Source organism: Micromonospora sp. NBRC 110037 (assembly GCF_001652995.1).
In the GTDB taxonomy this organism is placed as follows: domain Bacteria; phylum Actinomycetota; class Actinomycetes; order Mycobacteriales; family Micromonosporaceae; genus Micromonospora; species Micromonospora chalcea.
The window spans coordinates 629,833-655,258 of record NZ_BBVA01000002.1; the positions used below are offsets into that span (position 1 = coordinate 629,833).

The 25,426-nt window shown below is 76.0% G+C and carries 2 protein-coding genes; both read left to right on the top strand.

Annotated features, from left to right (window positions below; genetic code table 11):
* Positions 1-25: 25 nt before the first annotated feature.
* On the top strand, positions 26-11,203 hold the full coding sequence (locus tag A4R25_RS02340) for a type I polyketide synthase (protein ID WP_064445427.1): 11,178 nt from the start codon (positions 26-28) through the stop codon (positions 11,201-11,203).
* A 46-nt stretch (positions 11,204-11,249) separates the two neighbouring features.
* Positions 11,250-25,388: a type I polyketide synthase gene (locus A4R25_RS02345; protein WP_064445428.1), complete on the top strand. Its 14,139-nt coding sequence runs from the start codon at positions 11,250-11,252 to the stop codon at positions 25,386-25,388.
* The last annotated feature ends 38 nt before the right edge of the window (positions 25,389-25,426 follow it).

Below are 25,426 nucleotides of genomic sequence, written 5' to 3' on the forward strand. Positions count from 1 at the left end.
TGGTGTCACGAGAAAGCGAGATGTCATGGCGGACGAAGATCGGCTGCGCGAATACCTGACGCGCGTCGTCGCCGAGCTGCAGCAGACCCGCCAACGGCTGCGCGAGGTCACCGCCGAGGAGTCCGAGCCGGTGGCGATCGTGGCGATGAGCTGCCGCTACCCGGGCGGCATCAGCTCGCCGGAGGAGCTCTGGGAGTTCGTCTCGTCCGGCGGGGACGCCATCGGCGACTTTCCCACCGACCGCGGCTGGGACCTGGACCGGCTCTACCACGCCGACCCGGACAACGCCGGCACCTCGTACACCACCGCCGGCGGGTTCCTGCGCGACGCGGGGCAGTTCGACGCCGCGCTCTTCGGCATCTCGCCGCGCGAGGCGGTCGCCATGGACCCGCAGCAGCGGCTGCTGCTGGAGGTCACCTGGGAGCTGTTCGAACGCGCCGGCATCGCCCCGCTGTCGCTGCGTGGCAGCCGCTCCGGCGTCTTCGTGGGCACCTCCGGGCAGGACTACGCCGCCGTGCTGCACCGGGCGCCCGGCGTCGAGGGGTACGTGCTGACCGGCACCGCCGCCAGTGTCGTGTCCGGTCGGCTGGCGTACACGTTCGGCCTCGAAGGCCCGTCGGTCACCGTGGACACCGCCTGCTCGTCGGCGTCGGTCGCCATCCATCTCGCCTGCCAGGCGCTGCGCCAGCGCGAGTGCGGCCTCGCCCTGGCCGGCGGCGCGACCGTGCTGGCCACCCCCGGCCCGTTCGTCGAGTTCTCCCGGCAGCGCGGCCTCGCCGCCGACGGCCGGTGCAAGTCGTTCGCCGCCTCCGCCGACGGCACCGGCTGGTCCGAGGGCGTCGGCATGCTGCTGCTGGAACGGCTCAGCGACGCCCGCCGCAACGGCCACCCCGTGCTCGGCGTCATCCGCAGCTCGGCGGTCAACTCCGACGGCGCGTCGAACGGCCTCACCGCCCCCAACGGCCCGTCCCAGCAGCGGGTCATCCGGCAGGCCCTGGCCGGCGCGAAGCTCACCCCCGACCTGGTCGACGTGGTGGAGGCGCACGGCACCGGCACCACCCTCGGCGATCCGATCGAGGCTCAGGCGCTGCTCGCCACGTACGGCCGGGAGCGGGGCGACGCCGCGCCGCTGCTGCTCGGCTCGATCAAGTCCAACATCGGGCACACCCAGGCCGCCGCCGGCATCGCCGGTGTGATCAAGATGGTGCTGGCGATGCGGCACGGCGTCGTGCCGGCCACCCTGCACGTCGACGAGCCCACCCCGCACGTGGACTGGGCCGCCGGCGCGGTCACCCTCGTCACCGAGGCCACGCCGTGGCCGGCCGTGGACCGGCCGCGCCGGGCCGCCGTCTCGTCGTTCGGGATGAGCGGCACCAACACCCACCTCATCCTCGAACAGCCCGAACCGGCCGACGTCGAGGCGGACCACCCGGTGCCGCCCGCGCCCGCGCCGGTGCTGCTCACCGGCCGCACCCGCACCGCGCTGCGCCGCCAGGCCGAGCGCTGGTCGGCCTACGTCGCCGACGACGCGCACCTGCGCCCGGCCGACGTCGCCTGGACCTCGGCAGTCTCCCGCTCGCCCCTGAAGCACCGGGCGGTCGTGCTCGCCGACGACCGCGACGGCCTGCTCGCCGCGCTGCACGCCCTCGCCGACGACCGGCCCGCCCCCGGGCTGGTCACCGGCGCCGCCGCCGAACGCGGCGGGGTCGCGTTCCTGTTCTCCGGCCAGGGCGCCCAGCGCGCCGGTGCCGGCCGGGAGCTGTACGAGGCGTACCCGGTCTTCGCGGAGGCGCTCGACGAGGTCTGCGGCCACCTCGACCACCGGCTGCCCCGGCCGCTGAAGCCGCTGCTGTTCGCCGAGCCCGGCACCGCCGAGGCCGACCTGCTCGACCAGACCGTCTTCACCCAGGCCGCGCTGTTCGCCGTCGAGGTGGCGCTGCACCGGCTGCTCGGCTCCTGGGGCCTGGCCCCCGACATGGTCGCCGGGCACTCCGTCGGCGAGCTGACCGCCGCCCACGTGGCCGGCGTGCTCAGCCTCGACGACGCGTGCGCCCTCGTCGCCGCCCGGGGGCGGCTCATGCAGGACCTGCCCACCGGCGGCGCGATGCTCGCCGTGGCCGCCGACGAGGCCCGGGTCGCCGAGTCGATCGCCGCGCTGACCGGCCGGGTCGCCCTCGCCGCCGTCAACGGCCCCGACGCCGTCGTCGTCTCCGGCGACGCGGCGGCCATCGACGAGCTGGCGGAACTGTGGACCGGCCGGGGGGTGAAGGTGCGGCGGCTGCGGGTCAGCCACGCCTTCCACAGCCCGCTGATGGAGCCGATGCTCGCCGAGTTCGCTGCCGTCGCCGCCCGCCTCGACCTGCGCGCCCCCACCCTGCCGGTGGTGTCCAACGTGACCGGCGAGCTGGCCGACCCGGCGCAGCTCACCGACCCCGGCTACTGGGTGCGCCACGTCCGGGAGGCCGTCCGCTTCGCCGACGGCGTACGCGCCCTGCGCGCCCACGGCGTCGGCACCTTCGTGGAGGTCGGGCCGGACGCCGTGCTCACCGCCAGCGTCCAGGAGACCCTCGCCGGGATCGAGACCGACGCCGCCTCCGCCGTGGTGGTGCCGGTGCTGCGCCGGGACCGCCCGGACCGCCGTGCCCTGCTCGCCGCCCTCTCCCAACTGCACGTCGCCGGCACGCCGCCGCACTGGGCGGACGTCCTCGCCGGCCGGCTCGTCGACCTGCCCACCTACCCGTTCGAGCGGCAGCACTACTGGGTGCCGGCCGAGGCGCCCGCCGACGACACCACGACGGGCGGGGCCGGCGCGCTCGACCGCCGGTTCTGGGCAGCCGTCGAACGCGCCGACCTCGACGCGCTGCGCGACACCCTCGCCGTCACCGACACCGCCGCCGCCGAGTCGCTGCGTACCCTGCTGCCCGTCCTCGCCGACTGGCGGCGGCAGCGGCAGGAACACTCGGTCCTCGACGGCTGGCGGTACCGGGAGGAATGGCAGGTGGCCCCCGAGCCCGCCCCCGCCCGGCTGGCCGGCACCTGGCTGCTGGCGCTGCCCGCCGACGACGCCGACGACCCGGTGGCGCGTGCCGTCCGGGCCGCGCTGACCGGCGCCGGCGCCGACGTGCTGCCGCTGACGGTGGAGCCGGACGCCGACCGGGCCGGCCTCGCGGCGGCCCTCGCCGGCGCCGAGCCCGCCGGCGTCGTGTCCCTGCTCGCCGGGGAACCACGCACCGCCGACGGCACCGTCCTGCCCGGCCTGACCACCACCCTCGCCCTCGTGCAGGCGCTCGGCGACGCCGGCGTGGCAGCGCCGCTGTGGCTGGTCACCCGGGGCGCGGTCGCCGCCGCCTCGTACGACCGGCTCGCCGACCCGGCGCAGGCCGCGATCTGGGGCCTCGGCCGGGTCGTCGGCGTCGAGGCGCCGCACCGCTGGGGCGGCCTGGTCGACCTGCCGTCCGACCCCGACGACCGGGCCGCCTTCCGGCTCGCCGCGATCCTCACCGGCTCGACCGGCGAGGACCAGCTCGCCGTACGCGGCCCCGGCGTCTTCGCCCGCCGCCTCGTCCGCGCCGCCCTCGGCGACCGTCCGCCGGCGCGCCGGTTCACGCCCACCGGCACCGCCCTGGTCACCGGCGGCACCGGCGGGCTCGGGGCGCGCGCCGCCCGCTGGCTCGCCGCCGCCGGAGCCGAGCACGTCGTGCTGGTCAGCCGGCGCGGACCCGACGCCCCCGGCGCCGCCGAGCTGGAGGCCGAGCTGGCCGGCCTCGGGGCCCGGGTCACCGTCGCCGCCTGCGACATCGCCGACCGGGCCGCCCTCGCCGACCTGCTCGACCGGGTCGAGGCCGACGGCCCGCCGGTGCGCACCGTCGTGCACACCGCCGGCGTCGCGCAGGCCACCCCGCTGGCCGAGGTCACCCCCGCCGAGCTGGCCGGGGTGACAGTCGGCAAGACCGCCGGGGCCACCCACCTCGCCGACCTGCTCGCCGACCGGGAGCTGGACGCCTTCGTCGTCTACTCGTCCATCGCCGCCACCTGGGGCAGTGGCGGGCAGGCCGGGTACGCGGCCGGCAACGCCTACCTGGACGCGCTGGTGCGGCGGCGGCGCGCCGACGGCCGGGCCGGCACCGCCATCGCCTGGGGCCCATGGTCCGACGGCGGCATGCACGCCGCCGACGCCGAGCGGAACCTGCGCCGCCGGGGCCTGCCCGCCATGGACCCGGCCGTCGCCATGGCCGCGTTGCAGCAGGCCCTCGACCACGACGACGTCACAGTGACGGTGGCCGACGTGGACTGGACCCGGTTCGCCCCCGCGTACGCCTCCGCGCGCCGCCGGCCGCTGCTGGAGGGCGTACCGGAGGCGCGGGCCGCCCTCGACGGCGGCGCCGCGGCCGACGACGGCGACGACGGCCCGGCGGCCACGCTGCGCCGGCGCCTCGCCGCGCTGACCCCGGCCCGCCGCGAGGAGACCGTCGCCGACCTGGTCCGCGAACTCGCCGCCGACGTGCTCGGCCACGACGGCGGGGCTGCCGCCGTGGGCGCGACCACCGCGTTCCGCGACCTCGGCTTCGACTCGCTGACCGCCGTGGAGCTGCGCAACCGGCTCGTCGCCGCCACCGGGCAGGCGCTGCCCACCACCCTGGTCTTCGACCACCCCACCCCGGTGGTGCTGTCCCGCTTCCTGCTCGCCGGCCTCTTCGGCGCCGACGCCGGGGAGGCTCCCGTCGACGTCCCGGCCGCCGTGGGCGACGACGAGCCGGTGGCCATCGTCGCCATGGCCTGCCGCTACCCCGGCGGCGTCGACGGCCCCGAACGGCTGTGGCGCCTCGTCGCCGACGGCGTCGACGCGATCGGCGACTTCCCGACCGACCGGGGCTGGGACCTCGACCGGCTCTACGACCCCGACCCGGCCAACCCCGGCACCACGTACGCCGACAAGGGCGGCTTCCTGCACGGGGCGGGCGAGTTCGATCCCGGTTTCTTCGGGATCTCGCCGCGCGAGGCGGCGGCGATGGATCCGCAGCAGCGGTTGCTGCTGGAGGTTTCGTGGGAGGCGGTCGAGCGGGCAGGGGTTGCGCCTGGGGTTCTGCGGGGTTCGCGAACAGGGGTGTTCGTGGGCACGAATGGTCAGGACTATGGGGCCCTGCTGATGGCTGCGGGGGAGCAGGCCGAAGGGTTCGGGGCCACGGGCAACGCCGCCAGTGTGGTGTCGGGCCGGGTGGCGTACGCGTTGGGGTTGGAGGGGCCGGCGGTGTCGGTGGACACGGCGTGTTCGTCGTCGCTTGTGGCGTTGCACCTGGCGGTGCAGGCGCTGCGGCGTGGCGAGTGCGACCTCGCCCTCGCCGGTGGCGTCACGGTCATGGCCACCCCCGGCACCTTCTTCGAGTTCTCCCGGCAGCGGGGCCTGGCGGCCGACGGCCGGTGCAAGGCGTTCGCGGCGGGTGCGGATGGCACGGGCTGGGGCGAGGGTGTGGGCGTGCTGCTGGTGGAGCGGTTGTCGGACGCGCGGCGCAACGGGCACCGGGTCCTGGCGGTGGTGCGTGGGTCGGCGGTCAACCAGGACGGTGCCTCGAACGGGCTGACCGCCCCGAACGGCCCGTCGCAGCAGCGGGTGATCCGCCAGGCCCTCGCGGGGGCCCGGCTGGGCAGCGCGGATGTCGACGTGGTCGAGGCGCACGGCACGGGCACGACGCTCGGTGACCCGATCGAGGCGCAGGCCCTGCTGGCGACCTACGGCCAGGGCCGCGAGGGCGGCGAGCCGCTGCTGCTCGGCTCGATCAAGTCCAACATCGGCCACACGCAGGCCGCCTCGGGCGTCGCCGGTGTGATCAAGATGGTGCTGGCGATGCGGGAGGGCGTGGTACCGGCGACGTTGCACGTGGACGAGCCGTCGCCGCACATCGACTGGACCTCCGGCGCGGTGGAACTGGCCACGCAGTCGCGGCCCTGGCCGGTGGTGGACCGGCCGCGCCGGGCGGCGGTGTCGTCGTTCGGCATGTCCGGCACCAACGCCCACGTGATCATCGAGCAGGCCGACGAGCCGCAGGCCGTGGCTGCCGCTCCGGCCGAGCAGAGCCCCGGGCTCGTGGCCTCCGACGTCGTGGTGTGGCCGCTGTCGGGACGGTCGAAGGGTGCCCTGACCGGCCAGGCGGCTCGCCTGGCGGAGTACGTGCGCGAGCACGGCGAGGTGGACGCGGCGGCTGTGGGCTGGTCTCTCGCCGCCACCCGGTCGACGTTCGACCAGCGGGCGGCTGTGGTCGGGTCGGGCGTGGAGGAGTTGCTGGCGGGGCTGGACGCTCTGGCGTCGGGGTCGCCGGCCGGCAACGTGGTCGCGGCGGCGGCTCTGTCGCATGGCGCGGGTGCGGTGTTCGTGTTCCCGGGTCAGGGTGCGCAGTCGGCGCGGATGGCGGCGGGTCTGGTGGGTCGTGCGCCGGTGTTCGACGCGCGTCTGGCGGAGTGTCAGCGGGCCCTGGCCCCGTACCTGGACGTCGATCTGGTGTCGGTGTTGACCGGTGACGACGAGTCGTGGCTGGAGCGGGTCGAGGTCGTGCAGCCGGTGCTGTGGGCCGTGGGTATGGCCCTGGCGGCGGTGTGGCAGCACGCCGGGGTCACCCCGGCGGCGGTGGTCGGTCACTCGCAGGGTGAGATCGGCGCGGCGTGCGTGGCCGGGATCCTCAGCCTGGAGGACGCGGCGAAGGCTGTGGCGTTGCGGTCGCGGGCGCTGACGGTGCTGCGGGGCACCGGGACGATGGCGTCGGTGGACCTGTCGGCGGAGGCGGTGGCCGAGCGGCTGCCGGCGTTCCCGGGTGTCGGGGTGGCGGCGGTCAACGCCCCGTCGACGGTCGTGGTGTCGGGTCCGCCGCAACCGGTCGCGGATCTGGTGGAGGCGTGTCAGGCCGACGGGGTGCGGGCGCGGTTGATCCCGGTGGACTACGCGTCGCACTCCGTGGCGGTGCAGGACGTCGCGGAGCAGTTGCGCGCGGACCTGGCCGACGTGAGCCCGCAGCCGGGGCACACTCGGCTCGTCTCGACGTTGACGGGGGACTGGGTGGACCCGTCCTCGATGGACGCCGGCTACTGGTACGACAACCTGCGGCAGACGGTGCGCTTCGACGCCGCCGTGCGGGTGGCGGTCGAGGCGGGTCACACGACGTTCGTGGAGATCAGCCCCCACCCGGTGCTGACGATGCCGGTGACGGCGATCCTGGACGATGCGGGCGTCACCGGGCACACCCTGGGCAGCCTGCGCCGCGGTGACGACGACGCGACGCGGCTGCTGACGAACCTCGCGACCGCCCACGCGATCGGCCTGCCCGTCGACCTGACGGCCGTCCTCGCCGAGACCGACGTGGTGGCACTGCCCACCTACGCCTTCGAACGGGGACGCTACTGGCTGGACGCGCCCGCGCACCGCGTACGCGACGTCGCCTCGGCCGGCCTCCAGGACACCGGGCACCCGCTGCTCAGCGCGGCCGTACCCGTCGCCGACGACCGGACGGTGGTGCTGACCGGGCGGCTGTCGGTGCGTACCCACCCGTGGCTGGCCGACCACGCCGTCGGCGGGGCGGTGATCGTCCCCGGCACCGGCGTCGTCGACATGGTGGTCCGGGCCGGAGACGAGGTCGACGCCGGCCAGGTGGGCGACCTGACGCTGATCAACCCGCTGGTGCTCCCCGCGACCGGCGCGGTGCAGGTGCAGGTACGAGTGGGCCCGCCCGCCGACACCGGCGAGCGGAGCGTCACCGTGCACTCCCGCCCCGAAGAGGACGCCGACGCCGAGTGGACCCGGCACGCCGAGGGACTCCTGCTGCCGCAGCTGCCCGCCCCGACCGCCGTACCGGGGCAGTGGCCGCCGGCCGACGCCGTCGAGGTCGACGCCGACCTGGACGCCTGGTACGTGCAGACGGCCGAGGGCGGCCTCGGCTACGGCCCCTCCTTCCGGGGGCTGCGCCGGGTGTGGCGCGGCGACGGCGAGGTCTACGCCGAGGTGGCCCTGCCCGAGGAGGCGAGCGCCGACGCGTCCCGCTTCGCGCTGCACCCGGCCCTGTTCGACGCGGCCCTCCAGGCCAGCGGCGTCACCGCCCTGCTCGGCGACGCGGCGGACACCTCGGGGGCGGGCTGGATGCCGTTCGCCTTCCGCTCGGTCGCCCTGCACGCCCACGGCGCCACCCGGCTGCGGGCGCGGCTGCGCCCGCTCGGCCCGGACACCGTCGCGGTCACGCTCGCCGACACCGCCGGCCAGCCGGTCGCCACCGTCGAGTCGCTGACGTTCCGCCCGGTCGCCGCGGGCCGGGCCGACGAGGCCGCCGCCCTGCGCCGCACGTCGGTGTTCCACCTGGACTGGACGCCGTTGACGGACACCGGGGCGGCGGCCGGGGAGGCCCGCTGGGCGCTGCTCGGCGACGACACCCTCGGCCTCGCCGGGACGCTCGCCGCCGCCGGGCACCCGGTGCGGTCCCACGCCGACCTGGCGGCGCTGGTCGCCGAGATCGGGGAGTCCGGGGACGTACCCGATGTGGTGCTGGACCTGCGCTCCGGCGCGGAGCCGGACCCGCAGCGGGCCGGTGAGGCCGCGCACGACGCGGCCCGCGACGCCCTCGCGCTGGTGCGGCAGTGGCTGGGCGAGCCCCGGCTGGAGCGGTCCCGGCTCGTGCTGCACACCCGGGGCGCGGTCGGCGCGGCCCCGGGGGAGGCCCCCTGCGACCTGGCCCGGGCGACCCTGTGGGGGCTGGTCCGCTCGGCGCAGTCCGAGCACCCCGGCCGGTTCACGCTGCTCGACACCGATGACGCCGCCGCCTCCCTGGCGGCCGTCCCGGCGGCCGTCGCCTCCGGCGAGCCGCAGCTCGCGCTGCGCGACGGCGCGCCGCTCGTGCCCCGGCTGGCCCGGGCCCGCGACGCCGGTGTGTTGCCGCTGCCCGCCGACGAGGTGCCGTGGCGCCTCGACGTCACCGAGAAGGGCACGCTGGAGAACCTCGCCCTGCTGCCCGGTCCCGAGGCGGGCGGGGAACTGCCGGCGGGCCACGTCCTGGTCGGGATGCGCGCCTCCGGGCTGAACTTCCGCGACGTGGTGCTGGCCCTCGGCATGGTCCCCGACCAGGAGGTGCTGGGCAACGAGGGCGCCGGAGTGGTGCTCGGCGTGGGGCCGGGCGTCGCCGACCTCGCCCCCGGCGACCGGGTGATGGGCATCTTCTCCGGCTCGTTCGCCTCGGCGGCGGTCACCGACCGCCGGCTGGTCACCCGCATCCCCGACGGCTGGTCCTACACCGACGCCGCCGCCGTGCCCGTGGTCTTCCTGACCGCCTGGTACGGGCTGGTGGAGCTGGCCCGGCTGCGCGCGGGCGAGTCCGTGCTCGTGCACGCGGCGGCCGGCGGCGTGGGCATGGCCGCCGTGCAGATCGCCCGCCACCTCGGCGCGGAGGTCTACGGCACGGCCGGCCCCGGCAAGTGGCCGGCGCTGCGCGACACCGGCTTCGACGACGCGCACCTCGCCTCCTCCCGCAGCCTCGACTTCGCCGACGAGTTCGCCCACCGCACCGGCGGGCGGGGCGTCGACGTGGTGCTCAACGCTCTGCGCGGCGAGTACGTCGACGCGTCGCTGCGGCTGCTCGCCGACGGCGGCCGGTTCGTCGAGATGGGCAAGACCGACAAGCGGGACCCGCGGCGGGTCGCCGCCGACCATCCGGGCGTCAGCTACCAGGTCTTCGATCTCATCGAGGCCGGCCCGGAGAAGATCGGCGCGATGCTGGGCGAGCTGATGGCGCTTTTCGCCGCCGGTGCGCTGCGGCCCCTGCCCCGGCGCACCTGGGACGTCCGGCGCGCCCCCGAGGCGTTCCGCTTCCTCAGCCAGGCCCGGCACGTCGGCAAGCTGGCCCTGAGCATTCCGCAGGCGCCCCGGCTCGACGGCACGGTCCTGGTCTCCGGGGCGACCGGCACCCTCGGCGCGCTGCTCTGCCGGCACCTGGTCACCGCGCACGGCGCCCGGCAGCTGCTGCTGGTCAGCCGGCGCGGCCCGGACGCCGAGGGCGCCGACGAACTGCTCGCCGACCTGAAGGCGCTCGGCGCGGACGTGTCGATCGTCGCCGCCGACCTGGCCGACCCGGACGCCGTGGCGGACGTGCTGTCCATGGTGGACCGGCGGCATCCGCTGCGCGCCGTCGTGCACGCCGCCGGCGTCCTCGACGACGCCACCGTCGAGTCGCTCACCCCCGACCGCCTCGCCGCGGTGCTGCGGCCCAAGGTCGACGTGGCGTGGAACCTGCACCGGGCCACCCTCGGCCACGACCTGAGCGCGTTCGTGCTCTTCTCCGCCGCCGCGGGCGTGTTCGGCGGTCCGGGCCAGGGCAACTACGCCGCCGGCAACGCGTTCCTCGACGCGCTGGCGGAGCACCGGCGGGCCCTCGGCCTGCCGGCGGTCGCGCTGGCGTGGGGCCGCTGGGCACAGGCCAGCGGCATGACGGGCCACCTCGACTCGGCCGACATCCGCCGCCTCGACCGGGGCGGCATGGCGGCGCTCTCCGACGCCGAGGGGCTCGCCCTGTTCGACGCTTTCTGGCGCTCGGAGCGGGCGACAATCATGCCCGCCAAGATCGCCACCGGCGTGGCCGCGCCCGGGTCGCCCGTACACCCGCTGCTGACCAACCTGGTCCGCGCCGCCGGCCGCCGGGCCGCGGCCGGCGAGGCCGCCGACGGGCAGGCGTACGCCGAGACGCTGCGCGCCCTGCCCGACGACAAGCGGGTACGTGCCCTGCGCGACCTGGTGCTGGCGCACGTGGCGGTCGTCCTCGGCCACGGCGACCCGGCCGGCATCGAGCCGACCCGCGCGTTCCGGGAACTCGGCTTCGACTCGCTGACCGCCGTGGAGCTGCGCAACCGGCTCGGCGCGGCCACCGGGCTGCGGCTGCCGGCGACGCTGGTCTTCGACAACCCGACGCCCGAGGCGCTCGCCGTCCACCTGGCCGGGCAGTTCGCCCCGGTGAGCCCGGCCGGTGAGCCGTCGGCGGCGGGCCGGGAACTCGACCGGCTGGAGGCGGCGCTCGTCGGGCTGGACCCGGCCGACGACGAGTTCCGCCGGATCACCGACCGGCTGCACGGCCTGCTGGGCCGGCTGACCGAGCGGCAGGCGGACGCGGACGGCGACGACGACCTGGAGTCGGCCACCGCCGAGAACATCTTCGACCTGATCGACCGCGAGCTGGAGACGTCGTGACCACCAGCCGCAACGACATCGGCATGCCGAGTGAGGTAGGTCCACGGTGAGCAACGAGGACGAGAGGTACGTCGAGTACCTGAAGCGTACGACCTCGGAGCTGCGGCGTACCCGGCGTCGGCTGCGCGAGCTGGAGAGCCGGGACTCCGAGCCCATCGCCATCGTGGCGATGAGCTGCCGCTACCCGGGCGGCGTCGACAGCCCCGAGGCGCTGTGGCAGCTCGTGCACGACGGCGGCGACGGGATCGGGCCGTTCCCCGCCGACCGGGGCTGGGACCTGGAGAACCTCTTCCACCCCGATCCCGACCACCCGGGCACCAGTTACGTGCGCGAGGGCGGCTTCGTCTACTCCGCCGCCGACTTCGACGCCGACCTGTTCGGCATCTCGCCCCGCGAGGCGCTCGCCATGGACCCGCAGCAGCGGCTGCTGCTGGAGACCTCCTGGGAGGCGTTCGAGCGGGCCGGGCTGCCGCTGCCGGCCGTCCGGGGCAGCCGTACCGGCGTCTTCGTCGGGGCCTCGTCGCACGGCTACGACGGCATGATGGCGCAGGCCGAGAACGGCGAGGGCCACCTGCTCACCGGCAACGCCACCAGTGTCATCTCCGGCCGCGTCGCGTACACCCTCGGGCTGGAGGGGCCGGCGGTCACGGTCGACACCGCCTGCTCGTCCTCGCTCGTCGCCATTCACCTGGCCGCGCAGGCCCTGCGCAACGGCGACTGCGAGCTGGCCCTGGCGGGCGGCGTGACGGTGATGCCCACCCCGGCGGTCTTCGTCGGCTTCAGCCGGCAGCGCGGTCTCGCCGCCGACGGGCGGTGCAAGGCGTTCGCCGCCGGCGCGGACGGCACCTCGTGGTCCGAGGGCATCGGCATGCTGCTGCTCACCCGGCTCTCCGACGCGCAGCGGCACGGCTACCCGGTGCTCGCCGTGGTACGCGGCAGCGCGGTCAACTCCGACGGCGCGTCCAACGGGCTCAGCGCCCCGCACGGCCCCTCCCAGGTGCGGGTCATCCGCCAGGCCCTCGGCAACGCCCGGCTCACGCCCGAGCAGGTCGACGTGGTGGAGGCGCACGGCACGGGCACCCGGCTCGGCGACCCGATCGAGGCGCAGGCGCTGCTGGCCACGTACGGGCAGGACCGCGACGAGGCCGCGCCGCTGCTGCTCGGGTCGGTGAAGTCGAACATCGGGCACACCCAGGCAGCCGCCGGCGTGGCCGGTGTGATCAAGATGGTGCTGGCGATGCGGCACGGCGTCGTGCCGCCCACCCTGCACGTCGACGAGCCGTCGCCGCAGATCGACTGGACCGCCGGGGCCGTCACCCTCGCCACCGCCGTCACGCCGTGGCCGGCCGTGGACCGGCCGCGCCGGGCCGCCGTGTCGTCGTTCGGCGTCTCCGGCACCAACGCGCACACCATCATCGAGCAGGCCCCGGCTCCCGCCGAGGTCGAGGCCGAGGCCGAGCCGACCACGCCGCAGGCCCGCACGGTGGCCCCCGTGCTGCTCTCCGCCCGCTCCGACGCCGCGCTCGCCGCGCAGGCCGGCCGCTGGGCCGCCCGGTTCGCCGCCGACGACACCCTGCGCCCGCTCGACGTGGCCTTCTCGTCGGTCACCTCCCGCTCCACCCTGGACCGTCGGGCCGTGCTGTCCGCGACCGGCCGCGACGACCTGCTCGCGGGGCTGCGCGCCCTCGCCGCCGGGGAACCGGCCGGCACCGCCGTGCTCGGTGCCGGCGCGCCGCGCGGCCAGCTCGCGGTGCTCTTCTCCGGCCAGGGCGCGCAGCGCGCCGGCATGGGCCGGGAGCTGTACGCCGAGTTCCCGGTGTTCGCTGCGGCCCTCGACGAGGCGTGCGGGCACCTGGACAGGGCCCTGCCGCGCCCGCTGCGTGAGGTGCTCTTCGCCGCCGAGGGCTCGGCCGACGCCGAGCTGCTGGACCAGACGGTGTTCACGCAGGCGGGGTTGTTCGCCGTCGAGGTGGCGTTGTTCCGGTTGGTCGAGTCCTTCGGGGTCGTGCCGGATTTCGTGGGTGGCCATTCGATCGGTGAGGTCACGGCCGCGTGTGTGGCTGGGGTGTTGTCGCTGGAGCACGCCTGCGCGCTGGTGGCGGCGCGGGGCCGGTTGATGCAGGCGCTGCCCGCCGGGGGTGGGATGCTGGCCGTCGCGGCCACCGAGGCCGACGTGGCGGCCACGCTGGACGGGCTGGCCGGAGTGGGGATCGCGGCGGTCAACGGTCCGCAGGCTGTCGTGGTCTCCGGCGCCGTCGAGGCCCTCGACGAGGTGGAGCGGGTCTGGCGTGAGCGGGGCATACGCGTCCGCCGCCTCACCGTCAGCCACGCGTTCCACAGTCCGCTGATGGAGCCGATGCTCGCCCGGTTCCGCGCGGTGCTCGACAAGCTCACCTTCGCCGCGCCGTCGCTGCCGGTCGTGTCGAACGTGACCGGGGCACTGGCCGACGCCGACGAGATCCGCACGCCCGACTACTGGGTGCGCCACGTCCGCGAGGCCGTCCGCTTCGCCGACGGGGTCGCCGCGCTGCGCGCCGCCGGGGCGGACACGTTCCTGGAGATCGGCCCGCGCAGCGTACTGACCGCGATGGCGGCCGACATCCTGCCCGCCGACGACGCCGTGCTGGCCGTCGCCGCGCAGCGCGCGGACCGGCCCGAGGCGCACGGGCTGCTGGCCGGGCTGGCCGAGTTGCACGTGCGCGGGGTGGCGGTCGACTGGCGGCAGTGGTTCGCCGACACCGGCGCGCGCCGCGTGGACCTCCCCACGTACGCCTTCCAGCACCAGCGCTACTGGCCCGAGGTCGGCGGCACCGCCGCGACGGCCGTGCCGGGTGACGCCGCCGAGGGGGACTTCTGGGCGGCCGTGGAGCGTGGCGACCTGACCGGGGTCGCCGCCCACCTGGCCGTGCAGGACGATCCCGCGGCAGTGGAGGCGCTCGCCCCGGCCGTACCGGTGCTGTCGTCGTGGCGGCGGGCCCGGCAGCGCGACGCCGTGGTGGACGGCTGGACCTACCGGGTCGAGTGGGAACCCGTACGCCCCGCCGCCGTTCCGGCGCCGACCGGCCGCTGGCTCGTCGTCACCGCCGACAACGACGACGCCGGGGTGGCCGGCACGTTGACCGGTGCCGGCGCCCACGTCGACACCCTGACCGTCGCCCCGGGCGTCGATCGCGCCGAGCTGACCGGGCTGCTGCGCGGCCACGGCGAGCAGGGCTGGGCCGGCGTGCTCTGCGTGCTGCCCGCGACCGACCGGGCGCTGCCGGACGCCCCGGCCGTCTCCGTCGGCGCCGCGCTGCTGCTCACCCTCACCCAGGCGCTCGCCGACGCGGGCCTGCCCGGCCGGCTCTGGTGCCTCACCCGGGGCGCCGTGCGCGCCGGGGCCGGCGAGACCCTCACCGACCCGTGGGCCGCCCTGGCCTGGGGCCTCGGGCGGGTCGTCGCCCTCGAACAGCCGGACCGCTGGGGCGGCCTGGTCGACCTGCCCGCCCGCGCCGACCGCGCCACGGCCGACGCGCTGCTCGCCGTCCTCGCCGACGCCGGGCACGACCAGGTGGCGATCCGCCCCCAGGGCGTCCTCGGCCGGCGGCTGGTGCCGGCCGTGCCGCCGGTGGGTGTGGGTTGGCGGCCCGCCGGGACGGTGCTGGTGACCGGTGGTACAGGAGCGTTGGGTCGGCATGTGGCCCGCTGGTTGCTGGCGAACGGGGCCGGTGAGGTGGTCCTCGCCTCGCGGCGGGGTCCGGGGGCGCCGGGTGTGGCGGAGTTGGTGGCCGAGTTGGGTGCGGTGCGGGTGGTGGGGTGCGACGTCACCGACCGGGCTGCCGTCGAGGCTCTGGTCTCCGGGCTGCCGGAGCTGACCGCCGTCGTGCACACCGCCGGCGTGATCGACGACGGCGTCCTCGACGGGCTCGACCTGACCCGGATGCAGGCCGTCCTCGACGGCAAGGTCCGCGCCGCCCGGGTCCTGCACGAGGCCACCGCCCACCGCGACCTCGACGCGTTCGTGCTCTTCTCCTCCCTCGCCGGCGTCATCGGCAGTGCCGGGCAGGGCAACTACGCGGCGGCCAACGCCTATCTCGATGCGTTCGCGGCCTGGCGACGCGACCAGGGCCTGCCCGCCACCGCCATCGCCTGGGGCGCCTGGGCTGAGGACGGCATGGCCGCCGCCCTGACCGCCCGGCTCGCCCGGGGCGGGGTCGACGCGCTCCCCGCCGCCGAGGCCGTCACCGCCCTCGGCCGGCTGGTCAACACCGCCGAGCCGGCGGTCACCGTCGCCGCCGTCGACTGGGGACGCCTCGCCGCGTCCTGGGGCCGGCCCACGCCACTGATCGCCGCCCTGCCCGGGGTGCCCGCCGTGCCCACCGGTCCCGTCCGCGCCGTGGTGGTCGGCCGGTCCCTGCCGCAGCTCGCCGACCTCGTACGCACCCAGGCCGCCGTCGTGCTCGGCTACCCGGCCGGGCGGCCGCTGCCCGAGCGCACCTTCCGTGACCTCGGCTTCGACTCGCTCACCGCCGTCGAGCTGCGCAACCGGCTGACCGCCGAGACCGGTATGACCCTGCCCGCCACGCTGGTCTTCGACCACCCCACGGTCGCCGAACTCGCCGCCCACCTGCACGGCCTCACCGCCGGGCACACCACCGGCGAGGTGGTCGCCGACGGCACCGGCCGTGACCGCGAACCGATCGCCATCGTCGCCATGAGCTGCCGCTTCCCCGGCGGGGTCACCTCGCCCGAGCAGCTCTGGGACCTGCTGGCCACCGGCACCGACGCGCTGAGCCTGATGCCCGGCGAGCGCGGCTGGAACCTCGCCGAGCTGTACCACCCCGACCCCGAGCACCTCGGTACCAGCTACGTCCGGGAGGGCGGCTTCGTCGCCGGTGCCGGCGAGTTCGACCCGGCGTTCTTCGGCATCAGCCCCCGCGAGGCCCTCGCCATGGACCCGCAGCAGCGGCTGCTGCTGGAGACCACCTGGGAGGCGTTCGAGCGGGCCCGGATCGACCCGACCGCCCTGCGCGGCAGCCGCACCGGCGTGTACGTCGGCACCAACGGCCAGGACTACGGCTCGCTGCTGATGGCCACCGGGGATGTCGACGAGAACTACCTCGCCACCGGCACCTCCGCCAGCGTCATCTCCGGCCGGCTGGCGTACACCTTCGGGCTGCACGGCCCGGCCGTCACCGTCGACACGGCCTGCTCGTCGTCGCTGGTCGCGATGCACCTGGCCGCGCAGGCCCTGCAGACGGGGGAGTGCGACCTGGCCCTGGCCGGCGGCGCCACCGTGATGGCCACCCCCGGCATCTTCGTCGGCTTCTCCCGCCAGCGCGGTCTCGCCGCCGACGGCCGGTGCAAGCCGTTCGCCGGAGCCGCGGACGGCACCGGCTGGGGCGAGGGCGTCGGCCTGCTGGTACTCCAGCGGCTCTCCGACGCCCGCCGCGACGGCAACCCGGTCCTCGCCGTGCTGCGCGGCAGCGCCGTCAACCAGGACGGCGCCTCCAACGGCCTCACCGCCCCCAACGGCCCCGCCCAGCAGCGGGTGATCCGGCAGGCCCTCGCGAACGCCGGACTCACCGCCGAGCAGGTGGACGCCGTCGAGGCGCACGGCACCGGCACCACCCTCGGCGACCCGATCGAGGCGCAGGCCCTCATCGCCACGTACGGCCAGGACCGGCCCGCCGACCGGCCGTTGTGGCTCGGCTCGATCAAGTCGAACATCGGGCACACCCAGGCGGCGGCGGGTGTGGCCGGGGTGATGAAGATGGTGCTGGCGATGCGGCACGGGGTGCTGCCGCCCACGCTGCACGTGGACGAGCCCACCCCGCACGTCGACTGGACCGGCGGCAGCGTCGAGCTGCTCACCTCCGCCCGGCCGTGGGAGCCGGCCGACGGGGTACGCCGCGCCGCCGTCTCCTCGTTCGGGATCAGCGGCACCAACGTGCACACCATCCTCGAACAGGCCCCCGCCGACGAGCCGGAGCCCGGACCGGCGGCCGACGTGCCGACCGGGGAGCTGCCCTGGGTGCTCTCCGGGCGCACCGTCGACGCCCTCACCGCCCGCACCCGGGACCTGCGCGAGCACCTCGGCACAGTGGACGACGACGCGCTCGCCGACGTCGGCTGGTCGCTGGCCGCCACCCGCGCCGCCCACGACCACCGGGCCGTCGTCTTCGCCGCCGACCGCGACGACCTGGCCGCGTCCCTCGACGCGCTCGCCGCCGGCCGGCCCGGCCCGCAGACCGTCACCCGCGCCCCCGGCACGCCGGGCGAGGTCGCGTTCGTCTTCCCGGGCCAGGGATCGCAGTGGGCCGGGATGGCCGCCGAGCTGCTCGACACCGCCCCCGTCTTCGCGGAGACGTTCGCCGCCTGCGCCGAGGCGCTGCGCCCGTACGTCGACTGGTCACCGACCGACGTGGTGCGCGGCGCGCCCGACGCCCCGTCGCTGGAGCGCGTCGACGTCGTGCAGCCCACCCTGTTCGCGGTCAGCGTCTCGCTCGCCGCGCTCTGGGAGTCGTACGGGGTGCGCCCCGGAGCCGTCGTCGGCCACTCCCAGGGGGAGATCGCCGCCGCGTACGTCGCCGGTGGCCTCACCCTCGACGACGCGGCGGCCGTGGTCGCGCTGCGCAGCCGGATCATCGCCGGCATCGCCGGGGACGGCGGCATGGTCTCGGTCGCCACCACCGCCGACGAGGCCACCGCGACGATCGCCCGCTGGGCCGGCCGCATCGCCCTGGCCGCCGTCAACGGACCCACCTCCGTCGTGGTCTCCGGCGACGGCACCGCCCTCGACGAGCTCGTCGCCCACTACGAGTCCCACGAGGTGCGGGTGCGCCGCGTCCCCGTGGACTACGCCTCCCACTCCGCGCACGTCGAGCAACTGCGCGAGCAGCTCCTGGAACTGCTCGCCGGGCTGCGGCCCCGCACCGGCGAGGTCCGGTTCCGCTCCACCGTCGAGGGGGACTGGCTTGACACCGCCTCCCTCGACGCCGACTACTGGTACCGCAACCTGCGGCAGACCGTCCGCTTCGACGAAGCGGTACGCAGCCTCGTCGCCGCCGGCTACCAGACCTTCGTCGAGGTCAGCGCCCACCCCGTGCTGACGATGGCCACGCAGGAGAGCGTCGAGCTGGCCGCCGCCGACCCGGACGCGGTCACCGTCACCGGCAGCCTGCGCCGGGGCGAGGGCGGCCTCGGCCGCTTCCTGCGCGCCCTGGCCGAGGTCTGGGCCGGAGGTACGGCCGTGGACTGGCGGCCCGCCTTCGCCGGCCTCGCCGGGCGTCGCCTCGACCTGCCCACGTACCCGTTCCAGCGGCAGCTCTACTGGCCGCAGCCGTCGACCGCGCCCGCCCCCGCGGTCGGGACCGCCGGTGCCGTGGCCGACGACGAGGTCGACGCCCGGTTCTGGGCCGCCGTCGAGGCGGAGGACCTGACCGCGCTCACGGCCGAACTCTCCGCCACGACCGAGCCGGGGCCCGTCCCGGAGACGGCGTTCGCCGACGTGCTGCCGGTGCTCGCCGCCTGGCGTCGCCGGCACCGCGACCAGGCCACCGTGGACTCGTGGCGGTACCGGGACAGTTGGACGCCCGTCGCCCCCGACGCCTCCGGCGAGCCGGCCGTCACCGGCACCTGGTGGCTGCTGACCGGCCCCGACGACACCGGCGCGGCCGAGGCCGGCTTCTGCGCCGAGGCGTTGCGGCGCCACGGCGGTACCGTCGTACCGCTGGCGCTGGACGCCGACCGCACGGACCGCGCGGCGCTCGCCGCCCGGCTGCGCGACCTCGCCGACGGCGGCCCCCGCCCCGCCGGGATCGTGTCGCTGCTGCCGCTCGACGAGACGCCCGCCCCGGCGTACCCGTCCGTGCCGGTCGGTTTCGCCGGCACCGTCACCCTCGTGCAGGCGCTCGGCGACGCCGGCGTCCGCGCGCCCCTGTGGTGCCTCACCCGGGGCGCCGTCGCGACCGGCCCGGCCGACCCGCTGCCGCACCCGCTCCAGCAGCTCACCTGGGGCTTCGGCCGGGTCGCCGCGCTGGAGCACCCGGACCGCTGGGGCGGCCTCGTGGACCTGCCCGACGAGCTCGACGACGCGGCCGGCCGCCGGCTCGTGCGCGTCCTCGCCGGCGCCGACGGGGAGGACCAGGTCGCGCTGCGGTGGGCCGGCGCGTTCGGCCGGCGACTGCTGCACGCCCCGCTCGGCGACACGCCCGCCCCGCGCGCCTGGCGGCCCTCCGGCACCGCCCTGGTCACCGGCGGCACCGGCGCGCTCGGCGGGCACATGGCCCGCTGGCTCGCCGCCAACGGCGCCGCCCACCTGGTGCTGGTGAGCCGGCGCGGCCGGCAGGCCGAGGGCATCGCCGACCTCGAGGCCGAGTTGGTCGCACTGGGCGCCCGGGTGACCGTCGCCGCCTGCGACGCCGCCGACCGCTCGGCGCTCGCCGCCGTCCTCGCCGACCTGCCGTCCGAGCACCCGCTGACCACAGTCGTGCACACCGCAGCCGTGCTCGACGACTCGGTGATCAACTCGCTGACGCTGGACCAGGTCGACTACGCGCTCAGCGCGAAGGTCACCGCCGCACTGAACCTGCACGAGCTGACCCGCGCGCTGGACCTCGACGCGTTCATCCTGTTCTCGTCGATGGCCGGCACCGTCGGCAGCTCCGGCGTGGGCAACTACGCCCCCGGCAACGCGTTCCTCAACGCCCTCGCCGAGCACCGCCGCGCCCTCGGCCTGCCCGCCACCTCCATCGGTTGGGGCGCCTGGGGCGGCGGCGGCATGGCCGACGGCGAGTTCGGCCGGATGCTGCACCGCCACGGCGCACCCGAGATGCCGCCGCGGCTCGCCGTCGCGGCCCTGCACCAGGCCGTCGAGCACGACGAGACGTTCCTGACCATCTCGAACATCGCCTGGGAGCGGTTCTTCGTCGCGTTCACCGCCACCCGGCCCGGCCCGCTGATCTCGGAGATCCCCGAGGCGCAGCGGTTGCAGGCCACCAAGGGACTGGCCGAGACGAAGGAGACCGACGAGGCCGGCCCGGCCGGCGCGTTCACCCGGATGAGCGCCGCCGAGCGCCAGCAGGCGCTGCTCGACCTGGTCCGCGACCAGGCGGCCACGGTCCTCAGGTACGCCGACGGCCAGGCCGTCGACCCGCACCACGCGTTCCGCGACCTCGGCTTCGACTCGGTGACCGCGGTGGAACTGCGCAACCGGCTCGCCACCGCCACCTCGCTGCGGCTGCCGGTGACCCTGGTCTTCGACTACCCGTCGCCGACCGCGCTCGCCCGGCACCTGCACGAGGAACTGGGCGGGGAGGCCGCCGTGGCCGTCGAGGCCGCCCCGGTGGCGTTCGGCGACGACGAGCCGGTGGCCATCGTGGCCATGTCCTGCCGCTTCCCCGGCGGGGCCAACGATCCCGAGCGGTTCTGGCAGATGCTGCACGCCGGCCGCGACGCGGTGTCGGACCTCCCCGGCGATCGGGGTTGGGACGTCGAGCGCCTCTACGACCCCGACCCCTATTCCACCGGCACCTCCTACGTCCGCAGCGGCGCCTTCCTCTACGAGGCGGCGGAGTTTGATGCCGGTTTCTTCGGGATTTCCCCCCGCGAGGCGTTGGCCATGGACCCGCAGCAGCGGTTGTTGCTGGAGGTTTCGTGGGAGGCGGTCGAGCGGGCAGGGGTTGAGCCTGGGGTTCTGCGGGGTTCGCGAACAGGGGTGTTCGTGGGCACGAATGGTCAGGACTATGGGGCCCTGCTGATGGTGGCGGGGGACGAGGTGGAGGGCTTCGCGGGAACGGGCAACGCCGCGAGTGTGGTGTCGGGTCGGGTGGCGTACGCGTTGGGGTTGGAGGGGCCGGCGGTGTCGGTGGACACGGCGTGTTCGTCGTCGCTTGTGGCGTTGCACCTGGCGGTGCAGTCGCTGCGGCGTGGCGAGTGCGACCTGGCCCTCGCCGGCGGCGTGACCGTGATGGCGACGCCCGGGCTGTTCGTGGAGTTCTCCCGGCAGCGGGGCCTGGCGGCTGACGGCCGGTGCAAGGCGTTCGCTGCGGGTGCGGATGGCACGGGCTGGGGCGAGGGTGTGGGCGTGCTGCTGGTGGAGCGGTTGTCGGACGCGCGGCGCAACGGTCACGAGGTGCTGGCGATCGTGCGGGGCAGTGCGGTCAACCAGGATGGTGCGTCGAATGGGCTGACGGCGCCGAACGGTCCGTCGCAGCAGCGGGTGATCCGGCAGGCGCTGGCCTCGGCGCGGCTCTCCGCGGCCGATGTGGACGTGGTCGAGGCGCACGGCACCGGCACCACGCTCGGCGACCCGATCGAGGCGCAGGCCCTGCTCGCCACGTACGGGCAGGAGCGCGACGAGCCGCTGCTGCTCGGCTCCGTGAAGTCGAACATCGGCCACACCCAGGCCGCCGCCGGCGTCGCCGGCGTGATCAAGATGGTGCTGGCGATGCGGGAGGGCGTGGTTCCCGCGACGTTGCACGTGGACGAGCCGTCGCCGCACATCGACTGGACCTCCGGCGCGGTGGAACTGGCCACGGAGTCGCGGCCGTGGCCGGCCGTGGACCGGGCGCGCCGGGCGGCGGTGTCGTCGTTCGGCATCTCCGGCACGAACGCCCACGTGATCATCGAACTGCCCGAGGACCTCCCCGCCGAGAGCGTGGAGCCCGACGGCGAGGCCGCCGAGGATCGCAGCCCGGGGCTCGTGGCCTCCGACGTCGTCGTCTGGACGGTGTCGGGGCGGTCGAAGGGCGCGCTGGCCGGTCAGGCCGCTCGCCTGGCCCGGCACGTCCGCGCGCACGCCGACCTCGACGCGGCGGCTGTGGGCTGGTCTCTCGCCGCCACCAGGTCGACGTTCGACCAGCGGGCGGCTGTGGTCGGGTCGAGCGCGGAGGAGTTGCTGGCGGGGCTGGACGCTCTGGCGTCGGGGTCGCCGGCCGGCAACGTGGTCGCGGCGGCGGCTCTGTCGCATGGCGCGGGTGCGGTGTTCGTGTTCCCGGGTCAGGGTGCGCAGTCGGCGCGGATGGCGGCCGGCTTGGTGGGTCGTGCGCCGGTGTTCGACGCGCGTCTGGCGGAGTGTCAGCGGGCCCTGGCCCCGTACCTCGATGTGGACCTCGTTGCGGTGTTGACGGGTGACGACGAGTCGTGGCTGGAGCGGGTCGAGGTCGTGCAGCCGGTGCTGTGGGCCGTCGGCGTCGCCCTCGCCGCCGTGTGGCAGTACGCGGGTGTGGTTCCGGCTGCGGTGGTTGGTCACTCGCAGGGTGAGATCGGCGCGGCGTGTGTGGCGGGGATTCTCTCCCTGGAGGACGCGGCGAAGGCGGTGGCGTTGCGGTCGCGGGCGCTGACGGTGCTGCGGGGCACGGGGACGATGGCGTCGGTGGACCTGTCGGCGGAGGCGGTGGCTGAGCGGCTGTCGGCGTTCCCGGGTGTCGGGGTGGCGGCGGTGAATGGTCCGTCGACGGTGGTGGTGTCGGGTCCGCCGCAGCCGGTTGCGGATCTGGTGGAGGCGTGTCAGGCCGACGGGGTGCGGGCGCGGTTGATTCCGGTGGACTACGCGTCGCACTCGGCGGCGGTGCAGGAGGTGGCGGAGCGGTTGCGCGCCGACCTGGCCGACGTGACGCCGCGACAGGGCAACGTCCGGCTCGTCTCCACCCTCACCGGGGACTGGGTGGACCCGTCCTCGATGGACGCCGGTTACTGGTACGACAACCTGCGGCAGACCGTCCAGTTCGAGGCCGCCGTGCGGGTGGCCGTCGAGGCGGGTCACACGACGTTCGTCGAGATCTCACCGCATCCGGTGCTGACGATGCCGGTCACGGCGATCCTGGACGACGCCGGCGTGACCGGGCACACGCTGGGCAGCCTGCGGCGCGGTGACGACGACGCGACGCGGCTGCTGACCAACCTGGCTACCGCCCACGCGATCGGCCTGCCCGTCGACCTGACGGCCGTCCTCGCCGAGACCGACGTGGTGGCACTGCCCACCTACGCCTTCGACCGCAGCCGCTACTGGCCCACCGCCGTGACCGGGCAGGACGGCGCCGAGGAGACCCCGAGCGGCGTCGACTCCGCGTTCTGGGCGGCCGTCGAACGCGAGGACCTGGCCGCGCTCGCGGAACTCACCGAGCAGGACGCGACGGAATCCCTCGAACGGCTGGGCGGGGCCCTGCCCGTGCTCGCCTCCTGGCGACGCCGGCAGCGCAACCGGTCCGCCCTGGACGACCTGCGCTACCGCAGCGTCTGGCAGCCGTACACCGGCACGCCCGTCAGCTTCCTCCCCGGCGCCTGGTGGGTGATCGCCGACGCGCGGCACCCGGAGGAGGGCGAAGCCGCCGTCGCCGAACTGTCCCGCCGGGGCGCCGACGTCCGGCTGGTGTCGCTGCCGGAGAACCTGACCGACCGGGCCGCCCTCACCGCGCACCTGAGCGGTGTCACCCGTACCTCCGACGGCGGAACGGCCCCGGTCGACGGGGTGCTGTCCCTGCTCGCCCTCGCCGACGGCGCGGTCGACGACACCCAGCCGGTGCCGCCGTTCCTCGCCCGGTCGCTGGCGCTGATCCACGCGCTCGGGGACCTCGACGTCGCCGCGCCGCTGTGGTGTGTCACCCGGGGCGCCGCCGGCACCACCCGGGGCGGCACCGCCGGCCGCCCGGAGCAGTCGCTGCTCTGGGGCCTCGGCCGGGTCGTGGCCCTCGAACACCCCGAGCGGTGGGGCGGCCTGGTCGACGTACCGGCCACCCTGGACGACCACGGCTGGGACCTGCTCTGCGCCGCCCTCGCCGGCCTCGACGGCGAGGACCAGCTCGCGGTCGACGGCGCCACCATCCTGGTACGCCGGCTGGTACGCGCGCCCGGCGGCGAGGCGCCCGCCGACGACGCCGGCTACCCGGGCACGACGCTGGTCACCGGCGGCACCGGCGCGCTCGGCGCGGAGGTGGCCCGCTGGCTGGCCGCCCGGGGCGCCGAGCACCTGATGCTCGTCAGCCGCCGCGGCGCGGACGCCCCCGGCGCCACGGCACTAGTCCGTGAGCTGACCGGGGCGGGCACCCGGGTGACCGTCGCGGCCTGCGACGTGGCCGACCGGGCCGCGCTGGCCAAGCTGCTCGACGAGGTGCCCGCCGACGCGCCGCTGACCACCGTCGTGCACGCCGCCGGCGTGCTGGAGGACGGGGTGCTCGACGGGCTCACCTCCGACCGGCTCGCCACCGTCCTGCGACCCAAGGTGCTCGGCGCCCTGCACCTGCACGAGCTCACCCTCGGGCGGGAACTGCGCGCGTTCGTGCTGTTCTCCGCGATGGCCGGCCAGCTCGGCGCCGCCGGTCAGGGCAGCTACGCCGCCGCCAACGCCTACCTCGACGCGCTCGCCGAGCAGCGGCACCGCCAGGGCCTGCCGGCCACCTCGGTCGCCTGGGGCCCCTGGGCGGCCGGCGGGATGGCCGCCACCGACCAGGCCGTCGAGGAGCGCCGTCGGCGTACCGGCGTGGCCCGCCTCGACACCGCGCTCGCGCTCACGGCGCTCGCCCAGTGCGTCGCGCGGGGCGAGCCGGCGACGATGGTGACCGAGATCGACTGGGCCCGCTACGTGCCCGGCTTCGTGGCCGTGCGGCCCAGCCCGCTCATCGCGGGTGTGGCCGAGGCACGGCGGGCCGTCGCCGAGCGGGCCGAGGACACCGGCGTCTCCGCGGAGTCCCTGGCCGCCCTGCTCGCCGGGCAGACCGACGCCGAACGACGCAAGACCCTGCTGGAGCTGGTACGCGGGCAGGCCGCCGCGGTGCTCGGGCACGCCTCGATGGACGCCGTCGAGCCGGACCGGGCGTTCCGCGAACTCGGCTTCGACTCGCTGACCGCCGTGGAGCTGCGTAACCGGCTCACCGCGGCGACCGGCGTGCGGCTGCCCGCCACCGTGGTCTTCGACTACCCGACCGCCGCCGGGCTGGCCGAATACGTGCGGGCCGCGATCGTCGACGGCGGCGTGGCCGGGGTCGCACCGGTCTTCGGTGAGCTGGACAGGTTGGAAGCGGCACTCTCCGGCTCGGCGCCGGACCGCAGCGCCCGGATTCGGATCACCGAACGGCTGCGGGCGCTGCTGGCCTCCCTCAACGAGGCCGACGCCCCGGCGGACGGCGACACCGTCGCCGAGAAGCTCCAGGACGCGACGCCGGACGAGGTCTTCGACTTCATCGACCGCGAGCTGGGGATGTCCTGACGTGATCGCTGCTGCGACGACGGGTCAACACAAGGAGT